Genomic DNA, 23,013 nt, shown 5'->3' with positions numbered 1-23,013 from the left:
GGTAGTGTTAAATAAAGATAAAGAAGATTGTGGTAAAAGCTACATTAGTGTAGTGGGTGTTTACAATTGTTACATTCTATTTTTCGAGAATTGTTCTAAAAGTAAGATTAATTCGCGGTGTGCAAACTGTTCTCGATTGAGGTAGTCGATGCAACCAATACGTTTGGGTTTCATCCTTCATAATAAGTAGGGAACCATCTTCCAAAAAAAGATCAATCTTTTCCTTCGTAATTTTATGTTTAAATGAAAATTTACGTTCTGCACCGAAACTTACTGACGCAATAGCCCCATTTTTCTTTAAATCCTTTTCGCCATCACTGTGCCAAGCCATTCCCTCGTTGCCATCGTGGTAGAGGTTCAGCAAACAAGAATTAAATGTTTCTCCACTATTTGCTTCAACGATTTTTTTCAGGTCAAGAAGCGTAGTGTTCCACGGGGAAGCTACTTTTTCGATTCCTGAATACTTATAAGAGAATGCATCATCGCCATACCAAGCTACTTTACGTTTGGTCGTTACAAGTTTCCCGAAAATCATGGCTTGATCATGCTGCCAGCTAACTTCATCCAACAATTTTTGAAAATATGAATCTGGATTTGCGATAATATTTCCAAAGTAATTCACAGTACCATCATATGGTAAATGATTTTTGGATGGATCTGCTGTGTTAAATAGTTTCCTCATTTTCAACATTTATTTGCGCCTGCTCCCACCCAATAATCGCTGTTTTGCGAATAGGCTTCCACATATAACCGCCAAATAGTCCAGAAGTTTGAATCACACGATGACACGGTATTAGAAAAGCAATAGGATTGCTACCTATAGCTGTTCCTACAGCCCTTGAAGATTTTGGATTACCAATAGAGTTGGCTATTTCTCCATATGTTTTCAATTTCCCTTCTGGTATTTTTAATAAGGCTTCCCACACTTTGAGCTGAAAAGGAGTGCCTTTTAAATGCAAATGAAGGGGAGAGGAATGGGTTTTAGTATTATTAAAAAAATCTACGACATTTTGATGATCTGTTTCATCGTTGTGTAGGAAGGTTGCATTTGGGAAATTTATTATTAAGCTTTCTAAAGCTTCTTCATCTTGCTCTACAAAGGCTATGTGGCAAATACCTTTGTTAGTTGAAGCAATACAAATAGATCCAAATAGGGTTTCATAAGTATTATAATTGATAAAAAGTTCTGATCCTCCATTTTTGTATTCAGCAGGTGTCATCGCTTCGATCTTGACAAAAAGCTCGTGCAAACGACTTGTACTACTTAATCCCGTATCATAAGTCGCAATATCTGTTGACTTGGATTCTTTTAAAACCTGTTTGGCGTGTTGCAAACTGATATACTGCAGAAATTTCTTTGGAGTGGTCCCCGCCCATTCTTGAAATAATCTTTGGAAATGGAAAGGACTTAAATGTACATGCGTAGCAATTTCAGCCAAACTAGGTTGCTTTTTGAAATTTACCTGAATGAAAGCAATTGCTTTAGCTATTCGGTTGTAATTCAAGTTCTTTTCTGATATCTCCATACACAAATGTCTCACTTCTTTTTCGTCTATACAATCCGAAAATTGCTGAAATAAATTGTATTATTATGTCGAAATTGAGGTGTCAATTTGAATAGAATGATAGTAAAATTTACTTCCTTGGCTCCATTCGCACCAAGTACTGATCGTTTTCATCTTCAAAAAGAATCTGAACTACCCACCCTTCTTCATGAGCAACTTTAATCAAAGTCTCCTGATCTAAGTATAGCCATTTGAATGGTTCTCCTTTCACTCCATTGAATTCATATTGGTAGCCAATTTCTCCGAAATAATATTCTGGCCTTTGGATGCGGTATTCGTCATACAAATAGGAAATGTCCGAACTATCGAAAAGCAACTGACCTTTTTCACTTAATAACGTCTTGCTGTGTACTAACAACTTTCTAAATCCATCAATTGTACCCGCTAAACCAATCCCATTCATTAGAAATAGGAGCGTGTCGAATTCTTGATTTGCTAAAGCGAAAAAGTTTTGTTGAACAATCTTTTGGACTCCGCGCTGCTGCATAATATTACAAGCCGTTTTCGAAATTTCTAAAGCTACGACATCAAAATTCTTCTCTTGCAAATACAGAGCATGTGCGCCTACACCTGCGCCGACATCCAATACTTTTCCATCACAAAGTGAAAGTGCAATAAACTCTAATTCAGGAAAATCTTCCGCATCACGAAAAAAGACTTCTACAGGCATTTCTTCAATATCACCATATGTACTATGTAATAACAAGGGAACAGTTAATTCTTCTTTTTCAAAATACTCAGCTAAAGCTTCTCCGTATACGTCTCTATGCATGCCCATCAATGTGTAAATATCTCTTTGCCATTTTAATCTCCGCCGGATCGCCCGTATGTTTCATTGCTTCATCTGAAAGTTTGATAACCGGAGTCCATTCTCCATCTTCTGGTAGGGTTTCTGTCATTTTCAATACAATATTCATACGTTCTAAACCTACATCATTTGTGAAGTCCGTGCCTATCCCGAATGAAATACCAATCTTTCCTTTGCAAAAGTTCACAATACGTTCTACTTTATTGTAGTCCAATCCATCGGAGAAAATAATGGTCTTCGAATTTGGATCAATTCCTTTGCTTTGGTAATGATTGATGGTTTTTTGCGCAAACTCAATAGCATCTCCCGAATCGTGGCGCACGCCATCAAATAATTTTGTCAATTTCTTATCAAACTGTTTGAAAAAAGTTTCTGTAGTGTAGGTGTCTGACAAAGCAATACCCAAATCCCCTCGATATACATTCGCCCAATTTTCTAACCCTAATAAGTTTGCCATTTTATAACCAAACTTTGCAGCATGGAACATAAACCACTCGTGCGCGTGGGTACCGATTGGTTTAGTTTGATATTTCATCGCAAAATATACATTACTTGTTCCGATGAATGTTTTGGATTTGTGGTTTTTAAGTGTCTTAATAACCAAATCATGTACTTCAAACGAATGACGACGTCTTGTTCCAAAATCCGCAATAGTGATGTCCAACTTGTCGTATTTCTGCATCTTGTTTTCAACAATAGCAGCAACCTCTTCGTCTGAAACACGTTGAAGACCTGTTATTTCATAATACAATTCGCAAATCAACGACATAATTGGTACTTCCCAGAGTATTGTGCGATACCAATAACCTTCGATTTTTACTGTCAAGTCAGTACCATTCTGCGTTATTTTTACCTCATCTGGATCATAACGGTATCCTTGTAAAAAATCAAAATACGTCGGATCGATATAGGGACAAGTTTCAGCAAAGAAAATCTTTTCTTCTTTGGATAATTTAAGTTTACCTAATTCGTGAATAGCATCTTTCAATCTTTCTGCAAATCCTTCTGGGTATTTATGTTTGCCTCTATTGATAAATTGATACTTAGCTTTCGCTCTGGGGAAAAGTTTAACTACAGCATATTGCATCGTAAACTTGTAAAAATCATTATCTAAGATGGATTCGAGTTTTGCCATAAGAATTTCTTGTAAAAGATGAAACCTCTGCTATTAAGCTATGCTTGTGCGATCAAAATTTAACCGAAATTACATAAAATAAGCGAGCTAACATGACTTAACTCGCTAAATAGATAATTATAATTTTTATTCGTTGTTATCTTCTGCTGCGTTCTGAACTTCCTCCAGACTCTCCGCGTTGTGTAGTACCAGCTGATCTACCGCTTGAAGAAGGAGCGGAACGTTCTACTCTAGGAGTAGATGATCGCGCTACACTAGAACTTGAATGTTGAGAGCTTCGTGTATTTGAAGCTTGTTGTACAGGAGTACTGCTTTTCACACTTCGCTCTTGTGTTCTCTGTTCTCTTTGTGGTTGAGTACGTTCTTGACGTTGAGGTTGTGCTCTTTCTGCCCTTGGAGTTTCTGATCTCTCCACACGTTGCGGTTGATTTCTCTCTGCACGCTGTGGCTGTGAAGTACTTCTTGAAGTAACAGATTCTCTTTTTTGTAAATTTCCACTTTCGCGATTTGCACGTCCATTAGTCGAAACTGGACTGCGTTCCACAGTTCTTACACTTCTGTCAGTATTACGGTTTGTATTTTCTGAACTTCTATTTTGCGTATTTCTTTGCGTTTCTGAAGTCGAATTTCTATTTGAAACAGCTCTCTCATTCGTTTGATTACTTCTATTTCGAATAGTCGTGTTGCCATCGCTTCCAATATGCATTTCACGTTGCGCACTTCTTGCAGCACTTCTATTATTGTCTGTGCGACTTTCATTTCTATTTCCTTCCCGTGAAGATGTAGAAGATCTTCTTTCCGAAGAGACCGATCGGCTAGTCGTTGCTCTGTTATTGTCGCGCTCAGGTCTATATATTGATACACTTCTACTATCCACGCGTGATGCGCCTGGACGATCAGATTGTCTAACACTTCGAACTTCTACGCGACGGCCGATTGCTCTTTCAATATCTCTGCGCGCAGGTCCTCCATAATAATGATTATTGTTCACTACATACGTATTATTTATTATGGTAGTTCTATTGTAAATATTAGTTCTGCCATAATAGGCATGACGGTGAAAATTGCGCGAATAAATATGTCTTACAGGAGCAAAGCACCAAGCTGATATAGGTATATGTATAGAGATACTGACACCATAATGTGGCATCATCGGAGCCCATCCATAATAACCATTACCCGAACGCCATTCTACCCAAGCGGGTCCCCATTCATAACCTGGGATCCATCCCCATCCACGATATGAGTTATATACCCAACGACCATAATGAAACGGAGCCCATCCCCATGAGTAATTGGAAACCCAAGTGTTGCCATACTCGGTCATAGCCCAGTAGCCATTTGTACTATATGGCCTGAAATTTCTCCCTTCATTTGGATACCAAACATCGCCATAATTAGGATCCATATCCCAGTGGCCATACGGTGACAGTTCATCATAGAATATATCCAATGAAACTTGTCCATAAGCTTGAGCTTTCGCTGTGTTAAAAGACAAAATGCTGGAAAGGGCGATTAGTATCGCGGACATATAGAGGGTTGATTTCCAGTTTTTCATAATATGTGAATTAAAATGTAAATAATCTTTTTGCTGATTTTGTTAGTATGACAACGAAATGTTGAAGAGGGTTTAATTGCTAGCTCAATATATTTTTACTTGAGTAATATTCCCATTTCTATTTTGAGGATAAACTGTCTTTGTGAAGTAATTTTTAAAAATATACTGCTCGTTTTTAACAATTATTTAAAACAATTTATCGAATATTGGTATTTGTAATTTTAGTCATAGGGTAAGAGTGGTCGCCTAAAAAATTCGTACATTTGCGCAGTACTTTACAAAGTCGCTTTAAAATTTTATATACGCTCAAGAAATATACATGGGAAGGAAAATCAATAGTTTACTCCTCGAATTCGCAAATATTCATCGTTTTTTAATGCGTTTTTTTCGAGAAGCAGTGAGTCCTCCGTATGAATTTAAGGAGATTATCCGTCAGTGTTATGAGGTGGGGTGGAAATCCTTTCCCCTTATTGGATTGACTGGTTTTATCGTTGGATTCGTTTTTACTAAACAATCTCGTCCATCATTAGAAGATTTTGGTGCAACATCTTGGTTGCCGGCATTAATATCTATTGCTATTGTTAGAGCTTTAGCTCCACTTGTGACGGCGTTGATCGCTTCAGGTAAAGTTGGATCTCAGATTGGAGCAGAATTAAGTTCTATGAATGTCACCGAACAGATTGATGCGATGGAAGTTTCAGGTACTAATCCATTTAAATATTTAGTTGTAAGTAGAATCTTGGCTACAACTATTATGATTCCTGTATTATGCTTTTATATCGCGGCAATAGGTTTGTTTGGAGGTTATCTAAGTATTATTGGACAGGATCAACTTAGTTTATTAAGTTTTTTTACGCAGGTATTTGATAAGATTGCGTTTATTGATGTATTCGCAATGACATTAAGAGCTATTGTTTTTGGATTTACAATTGGGTTTGCGAGTTGTTACATAGGGTATAATTCTTCCAAAGGCACAGAGGGAGTTGGTAAGGCTGCGAATTCAGCTGTAGTTGCCTCGATGTTTATTGTATTCATAGAAGAATTGCTAATCGTTCAATTATTAGCAGTTATTACACCTTTAATTACATAGTCTAATGGAAAAGATAAAATCAAATATAGACTATAATGACGCAGTTATCGATGTCGAAAACTTGAGTAAGTCTTTTGGAGATCGTCAAATTCTACGTGATGTAGATTTGAAATTATTCAGAGGAGAAAATCTAGTTGTATTAGGAAGATCTGGTACAGGTAAATCGGTATTAATTAAGCTTATATCTGGATTGTTAAAACCGGACTCAGGTACAATTAATGTTTTGGGAGAAGTTGTTAATGATTTGAAAGAGCGTGAATTGATGCAGCTTCGTCTTAAAATAGGCTTCTCATTCCAAAATAGTGCTTTGTACGATAGTATGACGGTCCGTGAAAATTTGGAGTTCCCTTTGGTGAGGAACAAAAGGAATTTGACTCGTGCAGAGATTGATAAGGAAGTTGAAGATGTATTAGAAGGAGTAGGGTTGTCACAAGCGATCAATCAAATGCCATCAGAACTTTCTGGAGGACAGAAAAAAAGAATTGGTATTGCACGTACATTAATATTGAGACCTGATATTATGTTGTATGACGAACCGACTGCAGGTTTAGACCCTATTACTTGTCTTGATATTAATACCTTAATTAACGAGGTGCAAGAAAGATATAGAACATCGTCAATTATTATTACACATGATCTCGCATGTGCTAAGATGGTAGGTGATCGTATGGTCATGTTGTTGGATGGACGTTTTGAAAGACAAGGGAAATTTGAAGAGATTTTTGACACGGATGATGCTCGTGTCAAACCTTTTTATGATTATAATTTTATAGTATAATATAACATTAGTAATGAGTGCTACAGATAATAAAAGATCATTAATAGTTGGACTTTTCGTATTTATTGGACTAATAATATTAGTCGCAGGGATACTAGTCATTGGTACACAGCAAAATAAATTTAGTAAAAACATTAAAGTTACTACTTATTTCAAAGATGTAAAGGGGCTTAAAGTAGGGAACAATGTTTGGTTTTCTGGTGTAAAAGTTGGTATTATTAAAGATATTGCTTTTGAAGGAGTCGAAAATGTAAGAGTAACCATGAATATTGAGGAAAAAAATAGCCAATTTATTCGTAAAGATGTTATTGCTACCTTGGGTTCGGATGGTTTGATTGGTAATTCAATTATCAGTTTAGTCGGTGGGAATGCGCAGAATCCTCAGATAGAAGAAGGTGATGTCTTGACTTCAGGACCAAGTGGAGGTATGGAGCAAATGATGGGCCTTCTTCAAGAAAATGGAGCTAATCTATCGACGATAACACAAAATTTTGCCAAACTATCTCAACAAATGGTTGATGGCAAGGGTACCGTAGGTGCATTAATGACTGATGACGGGATAGCTACAAATTTAAAATCTTCTGTAACCACGATGAATAAAGTGATGTCCGATGCAAATGTTGCAGTTAATAATTTGGTTGCGTTGACACAAAAATTAAATAGTAATCAAGGGCTTATTCATGATTTGACAACAGATACTAAAGTGTTTGCTTCATTACGTGATGCTGCTGCACAATTGCAGGGAGTTACGCAGACTGCCAATGCTCTCGTGGAGAATTTAAATCAAACTTCAGCACGTCTAAATGATAAAGATAACGCTATCGGGGTATTAACAAATGATCCAGATGCGGCAAACGAAATTAAACAAATACTGAAAAATTTGAATACAAGTACAGAAAAACTTGATCAAAATATGGAAGCTTTACAAAGTAATTTCTTGTTTAGAGGATTTTTCAAGAAAAAAGAAAAAGAAGCTCATAAGGAAGTTGAAGAGATTAAATAGTTCGTTTTCATTAAGATACATATGCCAGAGATTACAGAAAGGGATGTCTTGTACGAAGACAACCATCTGATTGCTATAAATAAACGAGGTGGAGATATTGTTCAAGTAGATAATACGGGAGACAAGTCTCTAGAAGATATGGTCAAAGAATTTTTGGCTAAGAAATATAACAAACCCAACGGAGCATTTGCTGGAGTAATTCACCGTTTAGACAGACCTGTGAGTGGAATGATATTGCTTGCAAAGACTAGCAAAGGGCTTGATCGAATGAATAAGGCTTTTCATGATCGTAAAGTGAAAAAGACTTATTTTGCTGTCGTCAAAGAACGTCCTCCACAAAAGGCAGGGAAATTAAAGAATTGGTTACTTCGTGACCGCAAAAAAATGGTTACCAAAGCGTATGATCGCGAGGTGAAAAATGGCAGTTATGCTGAGTTAGATTATGAAGTAATAGGTCAATTGGACGGATATTATTTGTTAGAAATAAATCCTCTTACCGGCCGTACACATCAAATTCGTTGTCAGTTGGCTTATATGGGCTGTCCTATAGTTGGTGACAACAAATATGGCTATCCACGTGGATCAATCCGTCGTACTATCTGTTTGCATTCTCGTTCGCTATGTTTTCTACACCCAGTAAAAGAAGAAGAAATGACCATAAAAGCACCATTGCCAGTAGATGGATTTTGGGAGAAGTTTAATGTGCTTTTGAAATAGTTTTCTTACACGATTTTGATATATAAATAGTTATCTTTGAATTATGAAATTATTCCGTAGCCTTCTTGTATGTTTTATGCTTAGTGTAAGTATACAAATATTTATGCCTTCTGTTGCACAGGCGCAATGTGCGATGTGTTCTTTGAATGCAGAAAATAGTACTCAAAATGGAAACTCACAAGGAAAAGGTTTAAACGATGGGATACTTTTTTTACTTGCTATGCCTTTTCTTATAGGTGGTGGTGTGGCATTCTTATGGTACAAAAAATTTCGTCATAAAGAAACAAAGTCTCCTATTTTTTAGGAGACTTTGTTTTTAATACTTGTATTTGCTTTTTACAAGTATTTCATTGTACTATCAAATAGAAATGCTTTTTCTAAATGATTTTCGGCAATATATCCTTGCAGCATAGCTAATTTTTCTTTTTGAAAAGTCGGTATATCCGAAGGGTGTTCAAAAACCAGTTGAACACAATATGTCTGTCCTTCGTGAGGTGAATCTAATAATTTCAAAAACTTAGCTTGATTAGGAAGTGTATTCAACCAATTTTCTTTCACCCATTGAATCAAAATCTCGTGTCGATCATTGTCGACTATAATCGATATGTTATATAGATACATATAGCAAAGTTAGAAATAGAATTTCATAAGCTGTAAAATTAAGGTTGCAATTCTCAAAATATGTTAAAAAATTACTTTATTTGAATAGAAGTCGGGTATATGAATATAAAATTGCTATTCAGGTGTTTGTTAATTGTGCTATCCATAGTAGTAATAGGTTGTGGTGGAAAGGATCGAGATCAATTAATACCTATAGAAGATTTTTTTGATAAACCTGATCATACTAGTTTCAAAATTTCGCCTGATGGTAAATGGGTGTCCTACCTAGGGCTCGAAGATCATTGCAAAAATATCTTTATCTTAAATTTAGAAAATCCAGACTCTTCAAAGCAGTTGACTTACCAAAATAGTATGAATGTGCAGTACTATTTTTGGGCGACGGATAATACAATTGTTTTTTCTAATGCGCAATCTTATCAAGATAGTCTACGACTTTATACTGTTGACATTCATTCAGAAAAAATAAATACGCTTCTAGAGCCTGCAAAACATAGTATTAAATGGTTATCCCCATCTAAGGCTTTTGATGGACATTTATTAGCACAAATGAATAGGAGAGATTCTACAGTTATTGATCTCTATCGTATTCCTTTGGATGGAGGTGAACCTATATTAGTAGACAAAAATATTCACAACTTTAATGAATGGTTTGTGTCATCTGATGGTAAAGTAAGATTGGCTCTATCGAGTGATAGTGTAGAGGATAAATTGTGGTATAGGGAAGAAGAAGGTATGCCATACAGTAATGTAATCGAGACAGATTTTTCTTCTATGGTATATCCCTTGGGACCCGTTCAAAATTCAATACATACTATTTATGCTCTTTCAAATAGAGAAAGGGATAAAGTGGCTGTTGTACGTTTGGATTTGGAAAATGGTGAAGAAACAATATTGGCAAGCAACGATGAGGTGGATCTGAACGCAGATGGTTATTCATTCGCGCGTCAAGAAGTTTTGTTTTCAACGGCTTTTTCTAAGAAGAAAGAAAGCATTATTCATAATGCGGAACTTCAAAAAATTTATAATACTATTTCTTCACAATTTGAAGGAAATAGTGTCGATATCATTGATGTAGATAGTGCATTTCATACTGTATTGTTCAAAACCTATACAGACACTCATCCGGGAGGAATCTATTATTATTATAAAGGGAAAATCAAGGAATTAACACCTATGAACCCTTCTTTACGAGATAAACACCTTTCTCCAATGGAAGAAGTTAGCTTTGATTCACGAGATGGAAGAAGAATTCAGGGTTATATTACCTATCCACTTCAAAAAAAATCAAAATATCCAATTGTAGTGCTTGTCCATGATGGGCCTAATAGAAGGGACGTGTGGGGATTTCATCCTGAAGTACAATTCTTAGCAAATAGGGGATATGCGGTGTTTCAAGTAAATTATCGTGGTTCTGTAGGCTTAGGTAAAGATTTTTATGTTTCTGGTTTTAAAGAATGGGGTGGCGAAATTCAAAATGATATTAATGATGGGGTAGCTTGGTTGATACATAAGGGGGTTGCTGATAAAGAACGAATTGCTATTATGGGGACAGGTTTTGGCGGATATTCAGCATTATACGCTGCTTGTTTCAATCCTACATTATATAGTTGTGCGATTTCATCTTCTGGATATATAAATTTATTTACTTATTTCAAAGAATTGCCTCCATATTATAACTCTTACAAGCAATTGTATTATAAAATAATAGGAGATCCTCAGAAAGAATACGAGCTTTTTAAAGCTATTTCGCCTTTATTTCATGCTGAAAAAATTCGAATGCCAATTTTGATGTTTCAAGGAGGAAGAGATCGTTATAACACCATGACAGATGTGAATCAATTTGTGCAGAAAGTAAAAAGTAATAATGTTGATTTGCAATATGTATGGAAAGAGGACGAAGGTAGAAGGTTTAGAAAGGAAGAAAATATAATTGAGTATTATCAAATTATTGAGAACTTTCTGAAAGAGAAGATGAAATAATGGCTAAATTAGATTCGAGATATAGGAAAAATTTTGGTTTACTTATCGTCTTCCTTCTTTTCGTTACATTATTGTTTGTTATTTCGGTTTTCTTTGCACGAACCATCACGACCAATTTTGTACAAACTGACTTCAATAACCGAAAAGCTGAAGTTTTTGATGAGACTATAAGCGATTTTAACGAATTTTTTCAAGAGAAAATACCTGAGGTAGCCTATTATCAAGGTTTTATGGATTCAGTGCAAGCTAAGGATTTTTCTAACTCTATATTGCGTCGGTATCCATTTGTACAGAAAATTGACTTTTCAGATATTTTATTTACCAATATAGATTCGATAGATCGTCAAATGCGGATTGGTAATTTTGGGGCATCGGCTAAATCTAGTTATCAGTATACCTTGACAAGCGATTATAAATTTCAAAGTTCTCGTCAAGGAAGTGGTGGCGATTTATCATCGAATGAAGAATTGTATAGTATCTTTTTGAAGCTGTGTACTTATTTGGGTAGAGATAATATTGATACGAGTCGAATCTCCAATACAGAAGTTTATAAGTTGTTTTACAATATTCAACCAGGCAAAATTTCTTATATGAATATACCTCGGATGACAGATATCTTGTCATTTCGTAATATGATGGTTGATGCTACTTTTCAAAAGTCGAGTTATGAACAGGATTTTTATGTTTTTTATATTAATCCAACGAAAATTAAAGTCAAGAATAAGTATCCAAATCTGTACGAGGATATAACTATTCAGCCAGTAGTAGATCAATATTCGTTGAACGAACAATCCTATTTAAAAACAGAAATTGCATTACCAGGGGCACTTTCAGACTACAAACTGCAATTTGAAACTTCTCAAAGTCATATCACAAAGGAAGTGAATAAATGGTTTTTTCCTGTTGTTGTGATTTTGGTTTTGATTTATTTGATTTTGCTGTTGATTGGTTATTTGATATATCGCAATGTTTTGATTAATAATAGAATGTTTCAATTGCAATATGATTTCATCAATAACTTAACTCATGAATTTAAAACCCCTGTTAGTGTTATCAAAATAGCTGGTAACAATATCAAAAGTGCAGAACAAATTAGCGATACAGAAAGGGCTATGTATGGTCGTATTTTGGATCAAGAGGCTGATAAGCTAAATAGCTTAATGAATAAATTGTTATCATTTGCTCAAATTGAAAATAAATCTATAAAATTTAATGGAGAGTTTATAGATTTAGAGGAGTTTTGTCAACATGTTTTTGAATCGACGCGCATCAAATATCCTGACCTATCATTAAAGGACAGTGTAAAGGTGAGGGATGAGATATATGCTGATCCTGTATTATTACATAGTGTATTTCAGAATTTGATTGACAATGCATATAAGTATTCTGACCCTGCAAATAGGTTTTTGGAGATAAAAGTGGAACAAACTAAGAAAAATTTTGTTATTTTATTCAAAGATCGAGGCATAGGTATAGATAAGAAAGAATTTAATAGTATTTTTAAGAAATTCTATCGCGTCAAGAACCAATTCAACCAACAAGGAAGTATAGGTTTGGGCTTGGCGTTTTGTAAAGAAATCACCGAATTTATGGGGGGTGAGATTAAGGTAGAAAGTGAATTGAATGTAGGGACGTCATTTACATTGATTTTTCCTATAGACGTTAGAAATGTTTAAATTATGGATAGAGATATAACAATTGCTGTCATAGAAGACGATGAGAATTTACGCTTTTTGATCAGTCATCGTTTACAGACAGAGCGATATAAAGTAGTTCAGTCCGGTAATGGAATTGAAGCAGAAGAGTTAATATTATCTGTGCAGCCTGATATCGTTCTTTTGGACTGGATGTTACCAGGTAAAGAAGGAATTGATGTATGTCAAGCAGTACGTAAAGAGGGCTTTGAAAATATTATCATCATGATGACAGCTAAGTCCCAAGATGTTGATAAAATCGACGCATATAGTCATGGAATTACGGATTATATTACCAAGCCATTCAATATGGACGTGTTGGTGGCTATGATTGATAATAAAGTGCGTTTCTTCGTGCCTAAGAATGCGAATAAAGATGTATACTTTTTTGGTAAAACTGAACATCATCCTCAAATCCATTCGTTGATTCGTGATGGTAAAAAAATAGAATTAACGATATTGGAAAACCGTATTTTGCTGCATTTCTTGCAAAACATGGGTAAGGAAATTACACGTGAAGAATTAATGGAAGTTGTTTGGGGATACAGTTCTAATGTGAACACAAGAACCTTAGATATGCATGTGGTACGTTTACGTAAAAAAATTGAGAGCAACCCTGATAAACCTACTTATTTACAAACTGTTCGTGGTTTAGGGTATAAATTTGTAGATGAAGAATAGCAGAAGATTTATTTGGAATATTAACATTTAAAATATATCTTCGTATTAATCGATGAACAAGACCATTTTCTCATAGAGCGAATGGTCTTGTTTATTTTTTTGTTTAAAATTTTGTGTTAAAATAATTAAGTTAATAAATATAATTATGGCAGAAGTAACTTATTACACCGAAGAAGGGTTAGCAAAGCTCAAAGAGGAATTACAGTATTTAAAAACTGAAGGAAGAGCTAAGATTGCTAACGCAATTGCAGAAGCAAGAGACAAAGGTGATTTGTCAGAGAATGCAGAATATGATGCTGCAAAAGAAGCTCAGGGGTTGCATGAAGCTAAAATAGCTAAACTAGAAGAGGTATTGGCGAGCGCACGCTTGATTGATGAATCAAAATTGGATTTATCTAAAGTTCTAGCATTGTCTATTGTTCGTATCAAGAATAAGAAAAATGGTGCAGAAATGACTTACCAATTGGTGTCAGAAACTGAAGCGGATCTAAAAGCAGGGAAAATTTCAGTCAAATCTCCAATTGCGCAAGGTTTATTGGGTAAATCTGTTGGTGATGTAGCAGTAGTGCAAGTGCCAGCTGGTGAGATTGAATTTGAAGTTTTAGAGATTTCAAGATAATATTTTATAAAGGTTATGAGCGGTATTGCCATAACCGCTTATAATACTTATAACAAAATATGAAGGGTTCTATTAGCAGATTAGAACCCTTCACGTTTTTATAAACTTTTATATTTTTATTTCTCCATTTTTCAGAAAGTCTGCATAGTCTTTGGGCGTCATACCAAAGTGTTTTTGAAAATTACGGCTTAAATGAGAAGGATTACTATATCCAATTAAATCAGATATTTCGTAAATTTTTAATTCACCTTCGCTAAGTAATTGTTTTGCTTTATTTAGTCGAACAATATTTATAAGTTCGTTTGGTGGTAAATCCGATAAAGATTTTATTTTTCGATACAAGGTGGGGCGGCTCATATTCATCTTGTTAGCAATACTATCCACACACAAATCTTGGTCTGTAATATTATCCAGAATAAAAAGATGAATTTTATCAAGGAATTGTTGATCTGATTTGTTGAGTTTGGGCTTTGCAATAGGAGCATCACTTATATTTACATAATGTTCTCGTACATTTTTTCTGTTTCGGATTAGACTAGTAATTTGTGCTTGTAAGAAGCTCGGAGAAAATGGCTTTTCTATGTACGCATCTGCGCCATATTCTAACCCTTCGATTTTTGATTGTATACTATTTTTGGCAGTAAGCATTATAAAGGGAATATGCGAGAAAGTACTGTTTTCTTTAAGTAATTCGCATAACTCATAGCCATTCATCACAGGCATCATAATATCACTGACTACTACATCTACATTATTGTTTTTTACATATTCGAATGCTTGTAATCCATTAGACGTTTTTACAATGTTAAATAAGTGTGCTAAGTCATCTGCTATAAAATCCAGAATATCTTGATTATCATCTGCAAGCAAAATAGTCGATTTTTGACTGGAAAAGATTGACATAGAATTGGTTATTAAACAGGTAATTGTAATACGAATATATTCAATTTTTCTTTATTTTCTTCAAAAAACAAACTTCCACCATGTAATGTTGCAAATGAATTCGCTAAGGCAAGCCCAAGTCCCGATCCTTCAATCTGATAGTGCTCACTGGAGCGATGAAAAGGTTTGAAAATGCTTTTAATTTCCTTTTCTGATAGTAATATTCCATCATTTTTAAAGACTAGCCTAACTTTTGGAATTGGATCTGAAATGACATTTAGCTCAATCGTAATTCTTCTTTCAGAATATTTAATTGCATTTGACAGCAAGTTGTCTATTATTTTATATACTGCTTCTACATCAATACTCGCTTCTACTTCTTGTGTGGCTGAAAATGTCAATTTGATACTTTTTCTTTCTATTAATGTTTGATATTCTTGTATACAGGTTCTTACTAATTTGTTTATTGATTTTTTTTCGAGTTTAAGACTGAATTGACTGCTTTCCGTTTTTCTAAAATCTAATAGTTTATCAGTTAGTCTGACTAATTTTTCTGTGTTATTGTAAATAATGCTAACCAAGTTTCTTCGTTTTTCAGGAGGGAGCTCATCTTCTTGTAACCTTTCAATTGGTGCACGAATTAATGTAAGCGGTGTTTTTATTTCGTGCGTAATACTCATGAAAAAATTCATTTTGGCCTTATAAATTTCTTGTTCTTTGTGTGCCTTAATGATTTCAAGTCTTTTTCTATTTTTTTCTTTAATTCTTCTGTCATATACTATTATGATAAAAACTAGAGTGGAAAATAGGAGTAGAAGATATATAATCTTAGCAGGTAAACTCGCCCAAATTGAAGGATGAATTATTACCTGTAAGGATTTGGTAACTGAAATAGCGTCACCATTAGCATCAACAGCCTGCACTTGGAAAGTATAACTCCCAGAAGGAATTTTAGTGAAATTTGCCTTGGTTGAATTTCTAGTAAATGTCCAAGTAGTATCCAATCCTAATAATCTATAGCGATAAGAGGTAGATTTGGCAGAGGTATAATTCAACGCAGCAAATTCTAAAGAAATGGTTGATTCATCGTGCTCCAGTTCAATTTTGTCCGTATATATAATCGATTTTTTTAAATTATTTTTGGCTCTACCGATTGATAGTTCTTTTTGGTGTGTCTGTATCCCTGTTATATAAATTGGAGTGGTACTTATTGTCGAAAAATCATCGTTAATCATATGGGGTGCAAATCGTATTAACCCTTTGGAAGAGCCAAAATACAATAACCCTTTGGAGTCTTTGAGCGTAGAATTATAATTAAATTGTGGAGTAAGAATGCCTAAATCTTGGTTGTAAATTTTAATTTTTAGGTCCTCTGTGTTTAACCTTATCAATCCATTGGTAGAAGATATCCATAGGTTTTTTCTATTATCTTCTTGAATAGCTAAAATTAAATTACTTGGTAAACCGTTCTTTTTCGTAAATGATTGAAAAGTATCTGATTTTTTATTCCATTTGCATAATCCGATTTCGGTCGCAATCCAAATATTATTATCCGAATCTTGAAAAACCTTATTTATCCTATTACTGCTTATAGAATTGGAATCATTAGGATTATGTCTGTAAGTTGTAAGTTGATTATTGCTTAGTCTGAGTAGTCCATCTCTCCAAGTAGACAACCATATATTTTGATCTTTATCCTGAAAAATTGATGTATAAAAAATATGGGAAGGAGCACTTTCTACGAGTTTGAAGGTGTCTTTACCAGGATAGAATTCAAACAAGCCTCTAGAAGTAGCTATTAGTATTCGGTTGTGTGCTGTTTTGTAGATATGAAAAATGAAGTTATCTGAAAGTGTTTTATTAGTGTTTTGTGAATCAAAATATTTTATAACTTTTTTGGACTTGACATCAATGACATTCATACCATGATCGAAGGTCCCAACAAGTAAACTGTCACCAATGATTGCTAATCCGTGAATATTTGTGTGAGCTAAATTGGAGTTGAGATTAAAATGTTTGAATTCGTTCGTTCGAGGATTCCAATGCGACAATCCGTTATCTTCTGTTCCAATCCATATATTATAAAAATTGTCCTCAACAATCTCACGAACGGCATGTCCCTGTAAAGAATTTGTACTAAATCGAGGGAATATTTTTTCGAACAAATTATTTGAATTATGGTAATAATTGATGCCACCAAAAAAAGAACCAATCCATATACCACCTTGATGATCTTTCGTGATTGTGTAAAGCGCATTATCTGAAACGCTCCAAGGATTGTCTATTTCATGTTGTAGAATATGATAATTCTCTTTTACACTATTATAGATTATTAACCCACTTTCAGTAGCTAACCAATATTCTGATGGTGAAATTTGCTTAATATCTCTGACAAATAAAGGAACATTCTCTTTTACGGTCTCTATTAGGTTCGTAATTGTTTTAGAATTTCTGTTCCATCTGAATACTCCTTTTTTTGATGTTCCTATCCAAATATCATTTGTCTCATCAGCATATAATCGTTCAATTCTATTCGGTATATCTTTTTGGATAGGAAGATGATACTCTAATGAATTCGCGATGTTAATAATTTTTTGATTTGTGCCAACCCAAACTTGATTTAGTTTATCAATACAAAATGCATTGATCAAGAAGTGAGGTGTTTTACTTATAATTTTGTGGGAATTAGCAATATATTGATATAGTCGATTGTTAGATATAAACCAGATATTACCCTCTTCATCCTCTTGAATGCTTAAAATTTCACCTTTTTCAAAGTTTTCTATAGCAGTAAACTTTTCTTCGTAAGGATTGAAAATGTAGATTCCCTGATCTGTTCCTACCCACAATTCTTTGTTGGAGCGAACTAATAAACTATGAATGAAATTACTAACAAGACTATTCGTGCGATTAGATTCCAAAAAGAAATGTTTGAATCTGTAGCCGTCAAATCTGTTTAGTCCATCTTTAGTACCAAACCACATGAAACCATCTTGATCTTGTGCACTACAAATAATCGTATTGTTCGAAACACCATCTTCTACCTTGTAATGATTGAAGTAATAATGTTGGGCTTGAATATGATTAAAAGTGAATAAGAAAAACGTAAAGATTAAAAGTCTAATGGTCATTTGGTTTATCAAAGGTTGTAATATGAAACAATTTAATGATTTTATGAAACAATATGGAAATTCTTTGTGAAAAGTTATATTGAATTTTGAATTAATCATTATAAACCCAATGTAAGTGATAATCTGAAAATACGAGATGTGTATATAAACAATAATCGAGAAGACACGATCAGGTAAGAAATTTTTAAGGAAATACTTATAAATCTAAATATGATAGATAATCGAGCAAGAAATAGAAAATATAAAATAGGTCTTCTTTTTTTATTGTTCTTTGGAATACCTTATTTGTTAATTTCAGCACGTTACAAAACAAATCTAGGATTGTCTAAAATTCAACAACAAGAAAAGCTAAATGGTGTATTTCAAGCTGATCCTACTATCTTTTATCATGATGGTACCTATTATCTATATGGTACAAAAGGTGATAATGCGGATCTCGGATTTGAAGTTTATCAGTCAAAAGATCTGGTTGAATGGACAGGGCCTGTTGGAGCAAATAATGGCTTCGCACTTGTCAAAAAAGATGTTTTTGGAGATGTAGGTTTCTGGGCACCTCAAGTGTGGTATGAGAATGGTAAATTCTTGATGGCCTATACAGCTAACGAAAATATTGCAATAGCCATGAGTGATTCACCATTGGGGCCATTCAAGCAAATCAATCATACCCCTGTTATTACGGAAGGTAAACAAATTGATCCCTTTATTTTTATAGATACCGATGGAAAAAAATATATGTACCATGTTAAATTGCAACAAGGTAATAGAATTTTCGTAGCGGAACTGAACGAAGATTATTCAGGAATAAAAAAGGAAACATTAAAAGAGTGTATTAATGCATCACTGCCGTGGGAAAATGTTGACAACGTAACTTGGCCAGTGGCTGAGGGACCAACAGTGATTCGTCATGATGGTCGCTATTATATGTTTTATTCTGCGAATGATTTTCGAAATCCTAAGTATGCCGTAGGGGCAGCAGTATCAGACAATGTATATGGCCCATGGAAAAGAATCGGAGAAAATGCTTTATTAAGTATACATAATACGAAATGGTCTGGTACAGGTCATGGAGATGTATTTAGCAAAGGACAAGATTGGTATTATGTGTGTCACACGCACTTTTCTTCACAAAAAGTAGGCCCTAGACGGACAGCCATTGTACCTTTTGTGTTTTTGAAGAAAGAGAATGATTACCAAGAGCCTATATTTAAGGGTGAAGATATACTTCATTTAAAAACCCAAAAAGATGATTAATAGGTGGTTTATATTTTTAATTTTATTTCTTGTCAATTTATCTTGCAAAGCGAGTGATGATACTGTATCAGAAGCTGATGATCCTAAGAAATTGAAGAAAGTTGTATGGGATAAATCTACATTACGAAAAATTGCACCCTTAGAAGGAAGAAAGCTAAGCTACGCTGGTTATCCTCGCATTAAATCTTTGGGAGATGGGAGAATAGTTGCGGTATATGAGGCTGCTGGGAATGTGGAATTAATTCAGAGTTCGGATAAGGGGAAAACATGGTCGTCACCACAGGTGGTATTTTCGTCGTTCGAATATTCCAAAGGCACTTTAAAAACTCGGGTCAACATGTCAAACCCTGAATTTATTGCCTTGAGTAATGGACATTGGGCAATGGCATGTAATTATAGACCCTCGATGGCGGAAATTTCGCCTTACGCAATTGCTATAAGAAGAAGTATGGACGAAGGTAAAATGTGGGAAGATATTCAAGTTGTATTTGAAGCACATCCGAGATTCGGTGATGGATGTTGGGAGCCCGCATTTTTACAACTTCCTAATAAAGACATTCACATATATTTTGCAAATGAAAAACCCTATACCAATTCAGATGAGCAGGAAATATCTTACATACAATCTAAGGACAATGGCGAAACATGGGGAGATGCAAAGATGGTATCATTCAGAACTCATCGAAGAGACGGAATGCCCGTACCAGTCATAGCTGGCAATGAAATATTAGTCGCGATCGAAGATAATAAACAGGGGCAATTTAAACCATATATTGTTCGTACATCACTTCAAACTCCGTGGGAGATTCCTGTAATAGGTGATACGAATAAACGTAACAATGCCTTAGCAAATCCTCTTTCGGACGAAACGTATGCTGGAGCTCCGTATATAATGCGACTCCCAAGTGGCGAAATTATGATGTCTTACCAGACTACCAGAAACCGCACAAATGATTGGGAAAAATCTACGATGGACGTGGCTATTGGAGATAAAGAAGGGAAAAACTTTAGAATTTTAGATCAACCATTCCAAGTGCCATTAGATCGGGAAGCAAAATGGGGATCTATTTCATTATGGGATCAACACACGATAGTAGCTACAGTCGCTTCCAATTTGGATGGAGGGACAATAGCGGTCTGGATGATTTTAGGAACGATTAAATAAAAAGGATAAATGAGAAATTTTGAAGTACGAAAAATAGTAATGCTAGTGATTGGGGTTTGTCTTGTTAATATAGCATGTGGAAGATCAGTTGAGGAGGAGCTGAGTGACACCTCAAGCACTAGATATAAAAATCCCGTTTTTGAACCTATTTTCGCAGATCCCACAGTATTGCGCGATCCCAAATCTGGACTTTTTTATGCTTATGGTACGCAGGACGACTGGGGGGATGGAGTAGGTTCTCGACTTATACCAATCCTAACTTCTACAGATCTGACGAATTGGCAAAATATTGGACAAGCTTTTGAATCAAAACCAGTATGGAAAAAAAATGGTGCATTGTGGGCACCAGAAGTCGTATATGTGAATGGCAAATACGTGATGTATTATGCATATTCAACTTGGGGCGATCCGAATCCAGGGATAGGTGTCGCAGTAGCCGCTCAGCCTCAAGGCCCTTTTATAGACAAAGGAAAGTTGTTTCTTAGCAAAGAAGTGGGTGTTCCAAATTCTATCGATCCCTTCTATTGGGAAGATAAAGGTAAAAAATATTTGTTTTGGGGAAGTTTTAGTGATGCCACTACACAAGGAACATTTGGCATTCCATTAAGTAACGATGGTCTTTCAGTTCCAGATTTGTCACAGAAATTCAAAATTGCAGCAGGTGATTTTGAAGCCGTGGTTATACACAAAAGAAAAGATTATTATTATTTCATTGGTTCTAAAGGTTCTTGTTGCGAGGGCGTAAATAGTACTTACCATGTTTTGGTAGGGAGGTCAAAAAAATTGGAAGGTCCTTATTTGGATAAAGAGGGGCGAGATATACGAAACAGAGGTAATGGAACATTACTATTAGAGCGAAGTCAAAACTATGTTGGTCCTGGTCACACTTCTAGAATATTTACAGATGACAATAAACAAGATTGGATCTTATATCACGGTATCAATTCTTCGAATGGAAAGGTTGCTAGTGGAGCAAGTCGCAGAGTATTACTTTTAGATAAGATTATTTGGGAAAATGATTGGCCTACAATTATCGATGCTAAAGTTGGTGAAAAGAGCCAAAGAAAACCATTTTTTAAACCCCAAAAATAATACTTATGAAAAAAATTATAACTTTCATACTAACTCTGGTATTTTGTATTTTATCATGTCAACAGCCACAACAACCGAAAAATAAAACTGTTGTTTCCAATAATCCTTTAAACGTAAAATTTGGTGATCCGTATGTTTTATATGATAAACAATCGGATCTGTATTATATGTATGGGACAGGAGGAGTAGAAAATGGTTTTGGAGTGTATACGTCATCTGATCTGGTCAATTGGGAGAATAAAGGAGCTGTGTATACCAATAATCAAACAAAATCTTGGGGCATTAAAGATTTTTGGGCTCCGGAAGTTTATCACTACAATGATAGATACTATATGTTTTATAGCTCACATTGGAAGGATAACCCTAATAATGAACTTGAAAATTATAAAATTGGTGTAGCTGTCTCCAATAGCCCTTTAGGTCCTTTTGAAGATATGACAGGTGCTCCACTTTTTGATCCAGGATACCCAATTATAGACGCAAATGTATATTTCAGTGAAGATGGGCGATTGTTTTTGTATTACTCAAGATGTTGTTACAAACATTCAGTTGACAGTGAAATTGCGACTTGGGCTAAAGAGAAAGGTATGTATGATAATATTGAAGAAAGTTGGATTTACGGAGTAGAACTAAAGGCTGATTTTTCCGGCGTAATTGGAGAGCCAGTTTTATTGCTTCGTCCTCCAGTAAAAATGGATGACAAACAATCCGAATGGGAGAGTAGGTCTGTAACAAGTGGTGAAATAAATCGCAGATGGACTGAAGGTTCGTATTTATTTAAACATAATGACATATATTATATGATGTACTCTGCCAATTTTTATGCTGGAGAAAATTATGCTGTAGGCTATGCAACTTCCAATCATCCATTGGGACCTTTTACCAAATCAATAAATAACCCAGTTTTAGAGAAAAATACAAGTAAGGGTGGTGTTGTAACAGGAACTGGTCACAATAGTTTATTAACGGATAAAAATGGTAATATTTGGTGTGTTTATCATGGTAGGACTTCTGTAACAGGAGATGACCGAGTGGTCTTTATGGATCCGCTCCAAATTGATTCCAATGGTGATTTAACTGTAGAAGGTCCGACTGTAAGGACAAATTTCAAATAAAAATTCGTAATCATTCTAGGATAAATAATCAAATTATTTATCCTATCACCAAAATCAGTAATTCTAATCGGAGTAATTTTTAATAAATTATTAACTCCGCTTAGAATTATTCTTTTTACCTCTTTAAA

General features: G+C 34.8%; 21 protein-coding genes. 13 read left to right on the top strand and 8 right to left on the bottom strand.

What is annotated here, in order from left to right; translation table 11 throughout:
* Positions 1-76 precede the first annotated feature (76 nt).
* The 5 genes from GOQ17_RS11205 to GOQ17_RS11185 form a co-directional block, all read right to left on the bottom strand.
* Complete coding sequence (locus GOQ17_RS11205; RefSeq protein WP_159637488.1) at positions 77-682, bottom strand: alpha-ketoglutarate-dependent dioxygenase AlkB family protein; 606 nt, start codon at positions 680-682, stop codon at positions 77-79.
* A complete protein-coding gene (locus tag GOQ17_RS11200) occupies positions 666-1,526 on the bottom strand; it encodes a methylated-DNA--[protein]-cysteine S-methyltransferase (protein WP_159637487.1) in 861 nt (286 codons plus the stop codon). The genes GOQ17_RS11205 and GOQ17_RS11200 overlap by 17 nt, the downstream gene beginning before the upstream one ends.
* A gap of 109 nt (positions 1,527-1,635) precedes the next feature.
* Positions 1,636-2,337, bottom strand: a complete 702-nt coding sequence (locus GOQ17_RS11195; RefSeq protein ID WP_159637485.1) for a class I SAM-dependent methyltransferase — start codon at positions 2,335-2,337, stop codon at positions 1,636-1,638.
* Positions 2,330-3,508, bottom strand: a complete 1,179-nt coding sequence (pncB, locus tag GOQ17_RS11190) for a nicotinate phosphoribosyltransferase (protein ID WP_159637484.1) — start codon at positions 3,506-3,508, stop codon at positions 2,330-2,332. Before pncB ends, GOQ17_RS11195 begins: the two co-directional genes overlap by 8 nt.
* A gap of 136 nt (positions 3,509-3,644) precedes the next feature.
* Positions 3,645-5,066, bottom strand: coding sequence for a DUF6600 domain-containing protein (locus tag GOQ17_RS11185; protein WP_159637483.1), 1,422 nt, complete (start codon positions 5,064-5,066; stop codon positions 3,645-3,647).
* Positions 5,067-5,442: 376 nt separating this feature from the next.
* On the opposite strand from GOQ17_RS11185, the gene GOQ17_RS11180 reads away from it, so the two are divergent.
* From GOQ17_RS11180 to GOQ17_RS11160, 5 genes are read left to right on the top strand one after another with little or no spacing between them, the layout of a single operon-like run.
* A complete protein-coding gene (locus GOQ17_RS11180) occupies positions 5,443-6,156 on the top strand; it encodes an MlaE family ABC transporter permease (protein WP_317163272.1) in 714 nt (237 codons plus the stop codon).
* 4 nt (positions 6,157-6,160) lie between these two features.
* A complete protein-coding gene (locus GOQ17_RS11175; RefSeq protein ID WP_159637481.1) occupies positions 6,161-6,934 on the top strand; it encodes an ABC transporter ATP-binding protein in 774 nt (257 codons plus the stop codon).
* A gap of 13 nt (positions 6,935-6,947) precedes the next feature.
* Positions 6,948-7,937: an MlaD family protein gene (locus tag GOQ17_RS11170; protein ID WP_159637479.1), complete on the top strand. Its 990-nt coding sequence runs from the start codon at positions 6,948-6,950 to the stop codon at positions 7,935-7,937.
* 21 nt (positions 7,938-7,958) lie between these two features.
* Positions 7,959-8,654, top strand: coding sequence for an RluA family pseudouridine synthase (locus tag GOQ17_RS11165; RefSeq protein ID WP_159637478.1), 696 nt, complete (start codon positions 7,959-7,961; stop codon positions 8,652-8,654).
* Between the two features lie 43 nt (positions 8,655-8,697).
* Positions 8,698-8,958: a CAMCR motif-containing small membrane protein gene (locus GOQ17_RS11160; RefSeq protein ID WP_159637477.1), complete on the top strand. Its 261-nt coding sequence runs from the start codon at positions 8,698-8,700 to the stop codon at positions 8,956-8,958.
* A 32-nt stretch (positions 8,959-8,990) separates the two neighbouring features.
* On the opposite strand, the gene GOQ17_RS11155 is transcribed toward GOQ17_RS11160, so the two are convergent.
* A complete protein-coding gene (locus GOQ17_RS11155; RefSeq protein ID WP_159637475.1) occupies positions 8,991-9,275 on the bottom strand; it encodes a DUF4286 family protein in 285 nt (94 codons plus the stop codon).
* 99 nt (positions 9,276-9,374) lie between these two features.
* On the opposite strand from GOQ17_RS11155, the gene GOQ17_RS11150 reads away from it, so the two are divergent.
* The 4 genes from GOQ17_RS11150 to greA all read left to right on the top strand — a co-directional run bounded on the left by GOQ17_RS11150 (position 9,375) and on the right by greA (position 14,249).
* A complete protein-coding gene (locus GOQ17_RS11150) occupies positions 9,375-11,255 on the top strand; it encodes a S9 family peptidase (protein WP_159637474.1) in 1,881 nt (626 codons plus the stop codon).
* Positions 11,255-12,931: a sensor histidine kinase gene (locus GOQ17_RS11145; RefSeq protein ID WP_159637473.1), complete on the top strand. Its 1,677-nt coding sequence runs from the start codon at positions 11,255-11,257 to the stop codon at positions 12,929-12,931. Before GOQ17_RS11150 ends, GOQ17_RS11145 begins: the two co-directional genes overlap by 1 nt.
* Positions 12,932-12,934: 3 nt before the next feature.
* Positions 12,935-13,630: a response regulator transcription factor gene (locus GOQ17_RS11140; RefSeq protein ID WP_159637471.1), complete on the top strand. Its 696-nt coding sequence runs from the start codon at positions 12,935-12,937 to the stop codon at positions 13,628-13,630.
* 145 nt (positions 13,631-13,775) lie between these two features.
* A complete protein-coding gene (gene greA, locus GOQ17_RS11135) occupies positions 13,776-14,249 on the top strand; it encodes a transcription elongation factor GreA (RefSeq protein ID WP_159637470.1) in 474 nt (157 codons plus the stop codon).
* 108 nt (positions 14,250-14,357) lie between these two features.
* Here greA and GOQ17_RS11130 read toward each other — a convergent pair whose 3' ends face one another.
* A complete protein-coding gene (locus GOQ17_RS11130) occupies positions 14,358-15,152 on the bottom strand; it encodes a response regulator transcription factor (RefSeq protein ID WP_159637469.1) in 795 nt (264 codons plus the stop codon).
* A gap of 11 nt (positions 15,153-15,163) precedes the next feature.
* A complete protein-coding gene (locus GOQ17_RS11125) occupies positions 15,164-18,262 on the bottom strand; it encodes a ligand-binding sensor domain-containing protein (RefSeq protein ID WP_159637468.1) in 3,099 nt (1,032 codons plus the stop codon).
* Positions 18,263-18,472: 210 nt separating this feature from the next.
* Here GOQ17_RS11125 and GOQ17_RS11120 point away from each other — a divergent pair, with 210 nt between their 5' ends.
* From GOQ17_RS11120 to GOQ17_RS11105, 4 genes are read left to right on the top strand one after another with little or no spacing between them, the layout of a single operon-like run.
* Complete coding sequence (locus tag GOQ17_RS11120) at positions 18,473-19,513, top strand: glycoside hydrolase family 43 protein (RefSeq protein ID WP_159637467.1); 1,041 nt, start codon at positions 18,473-18,475, stop codon at positions 19,511-19,513.
* Positions 19,506-20,678, top strand: a complete 1,173-nt coding sequence (locus GOQ17_RS11115) for an exo-alpha-sialidase (RefSeq protein WP_159637465.1) — start codon at positions 19,506-19,508, stop codon at positions 20,676-20,678. Before GOQ17_RS11120 ends, GOQ17_RS11115 begins: the two co-directional genes overlap by 8 nt.
* A 9-nt stretch (positions 20,679-20,687) precedes the next feature.
* Positions 20,688-21,770, top strand: a complete 1,083-nt coding sequence (locus GOQ17_RS11110) for a family 43 glycosylhydrolase (protein ID WP_236537130.1) — start codon at positions 20,688-20,690, stop codon at positions 21,768-21,770.
* Between the two features lie 5 nt (positions 21,771-21,775).
* Positions 21,776-22,885 carry a glycoside hydrolase family 43 protein gene (locus GOQ17_RS11105; RefSeq protein ID WP_159637464.1) on the top strand — a complete coding sequence of 370 codons (1,110 nt, stop codon included), beginning with the start codon at positions 21,776-21,778 and terminating at the stop codon, positions 22,883-22,885.
* The last annotated feature ends 128 nt before the right edge of the window (positions 22,886-23,013 follow it).

The organism is Sphingobacterium composti, from assembly GCF_009829075.1.
GTDB classification, from domain to species: domain Bacteria; phylum Bacteroidota; class Bacteroidia; order Sphingobacteriales; family Sphingobacteriaceae; genus Sphingobacterium; species Sphingobacterium composti.
The sequence above is the reverse complement of the archived record's forward strand: the minus strand, read 5'-3'. Positions and strand labels throughout refer to the sequence as shown.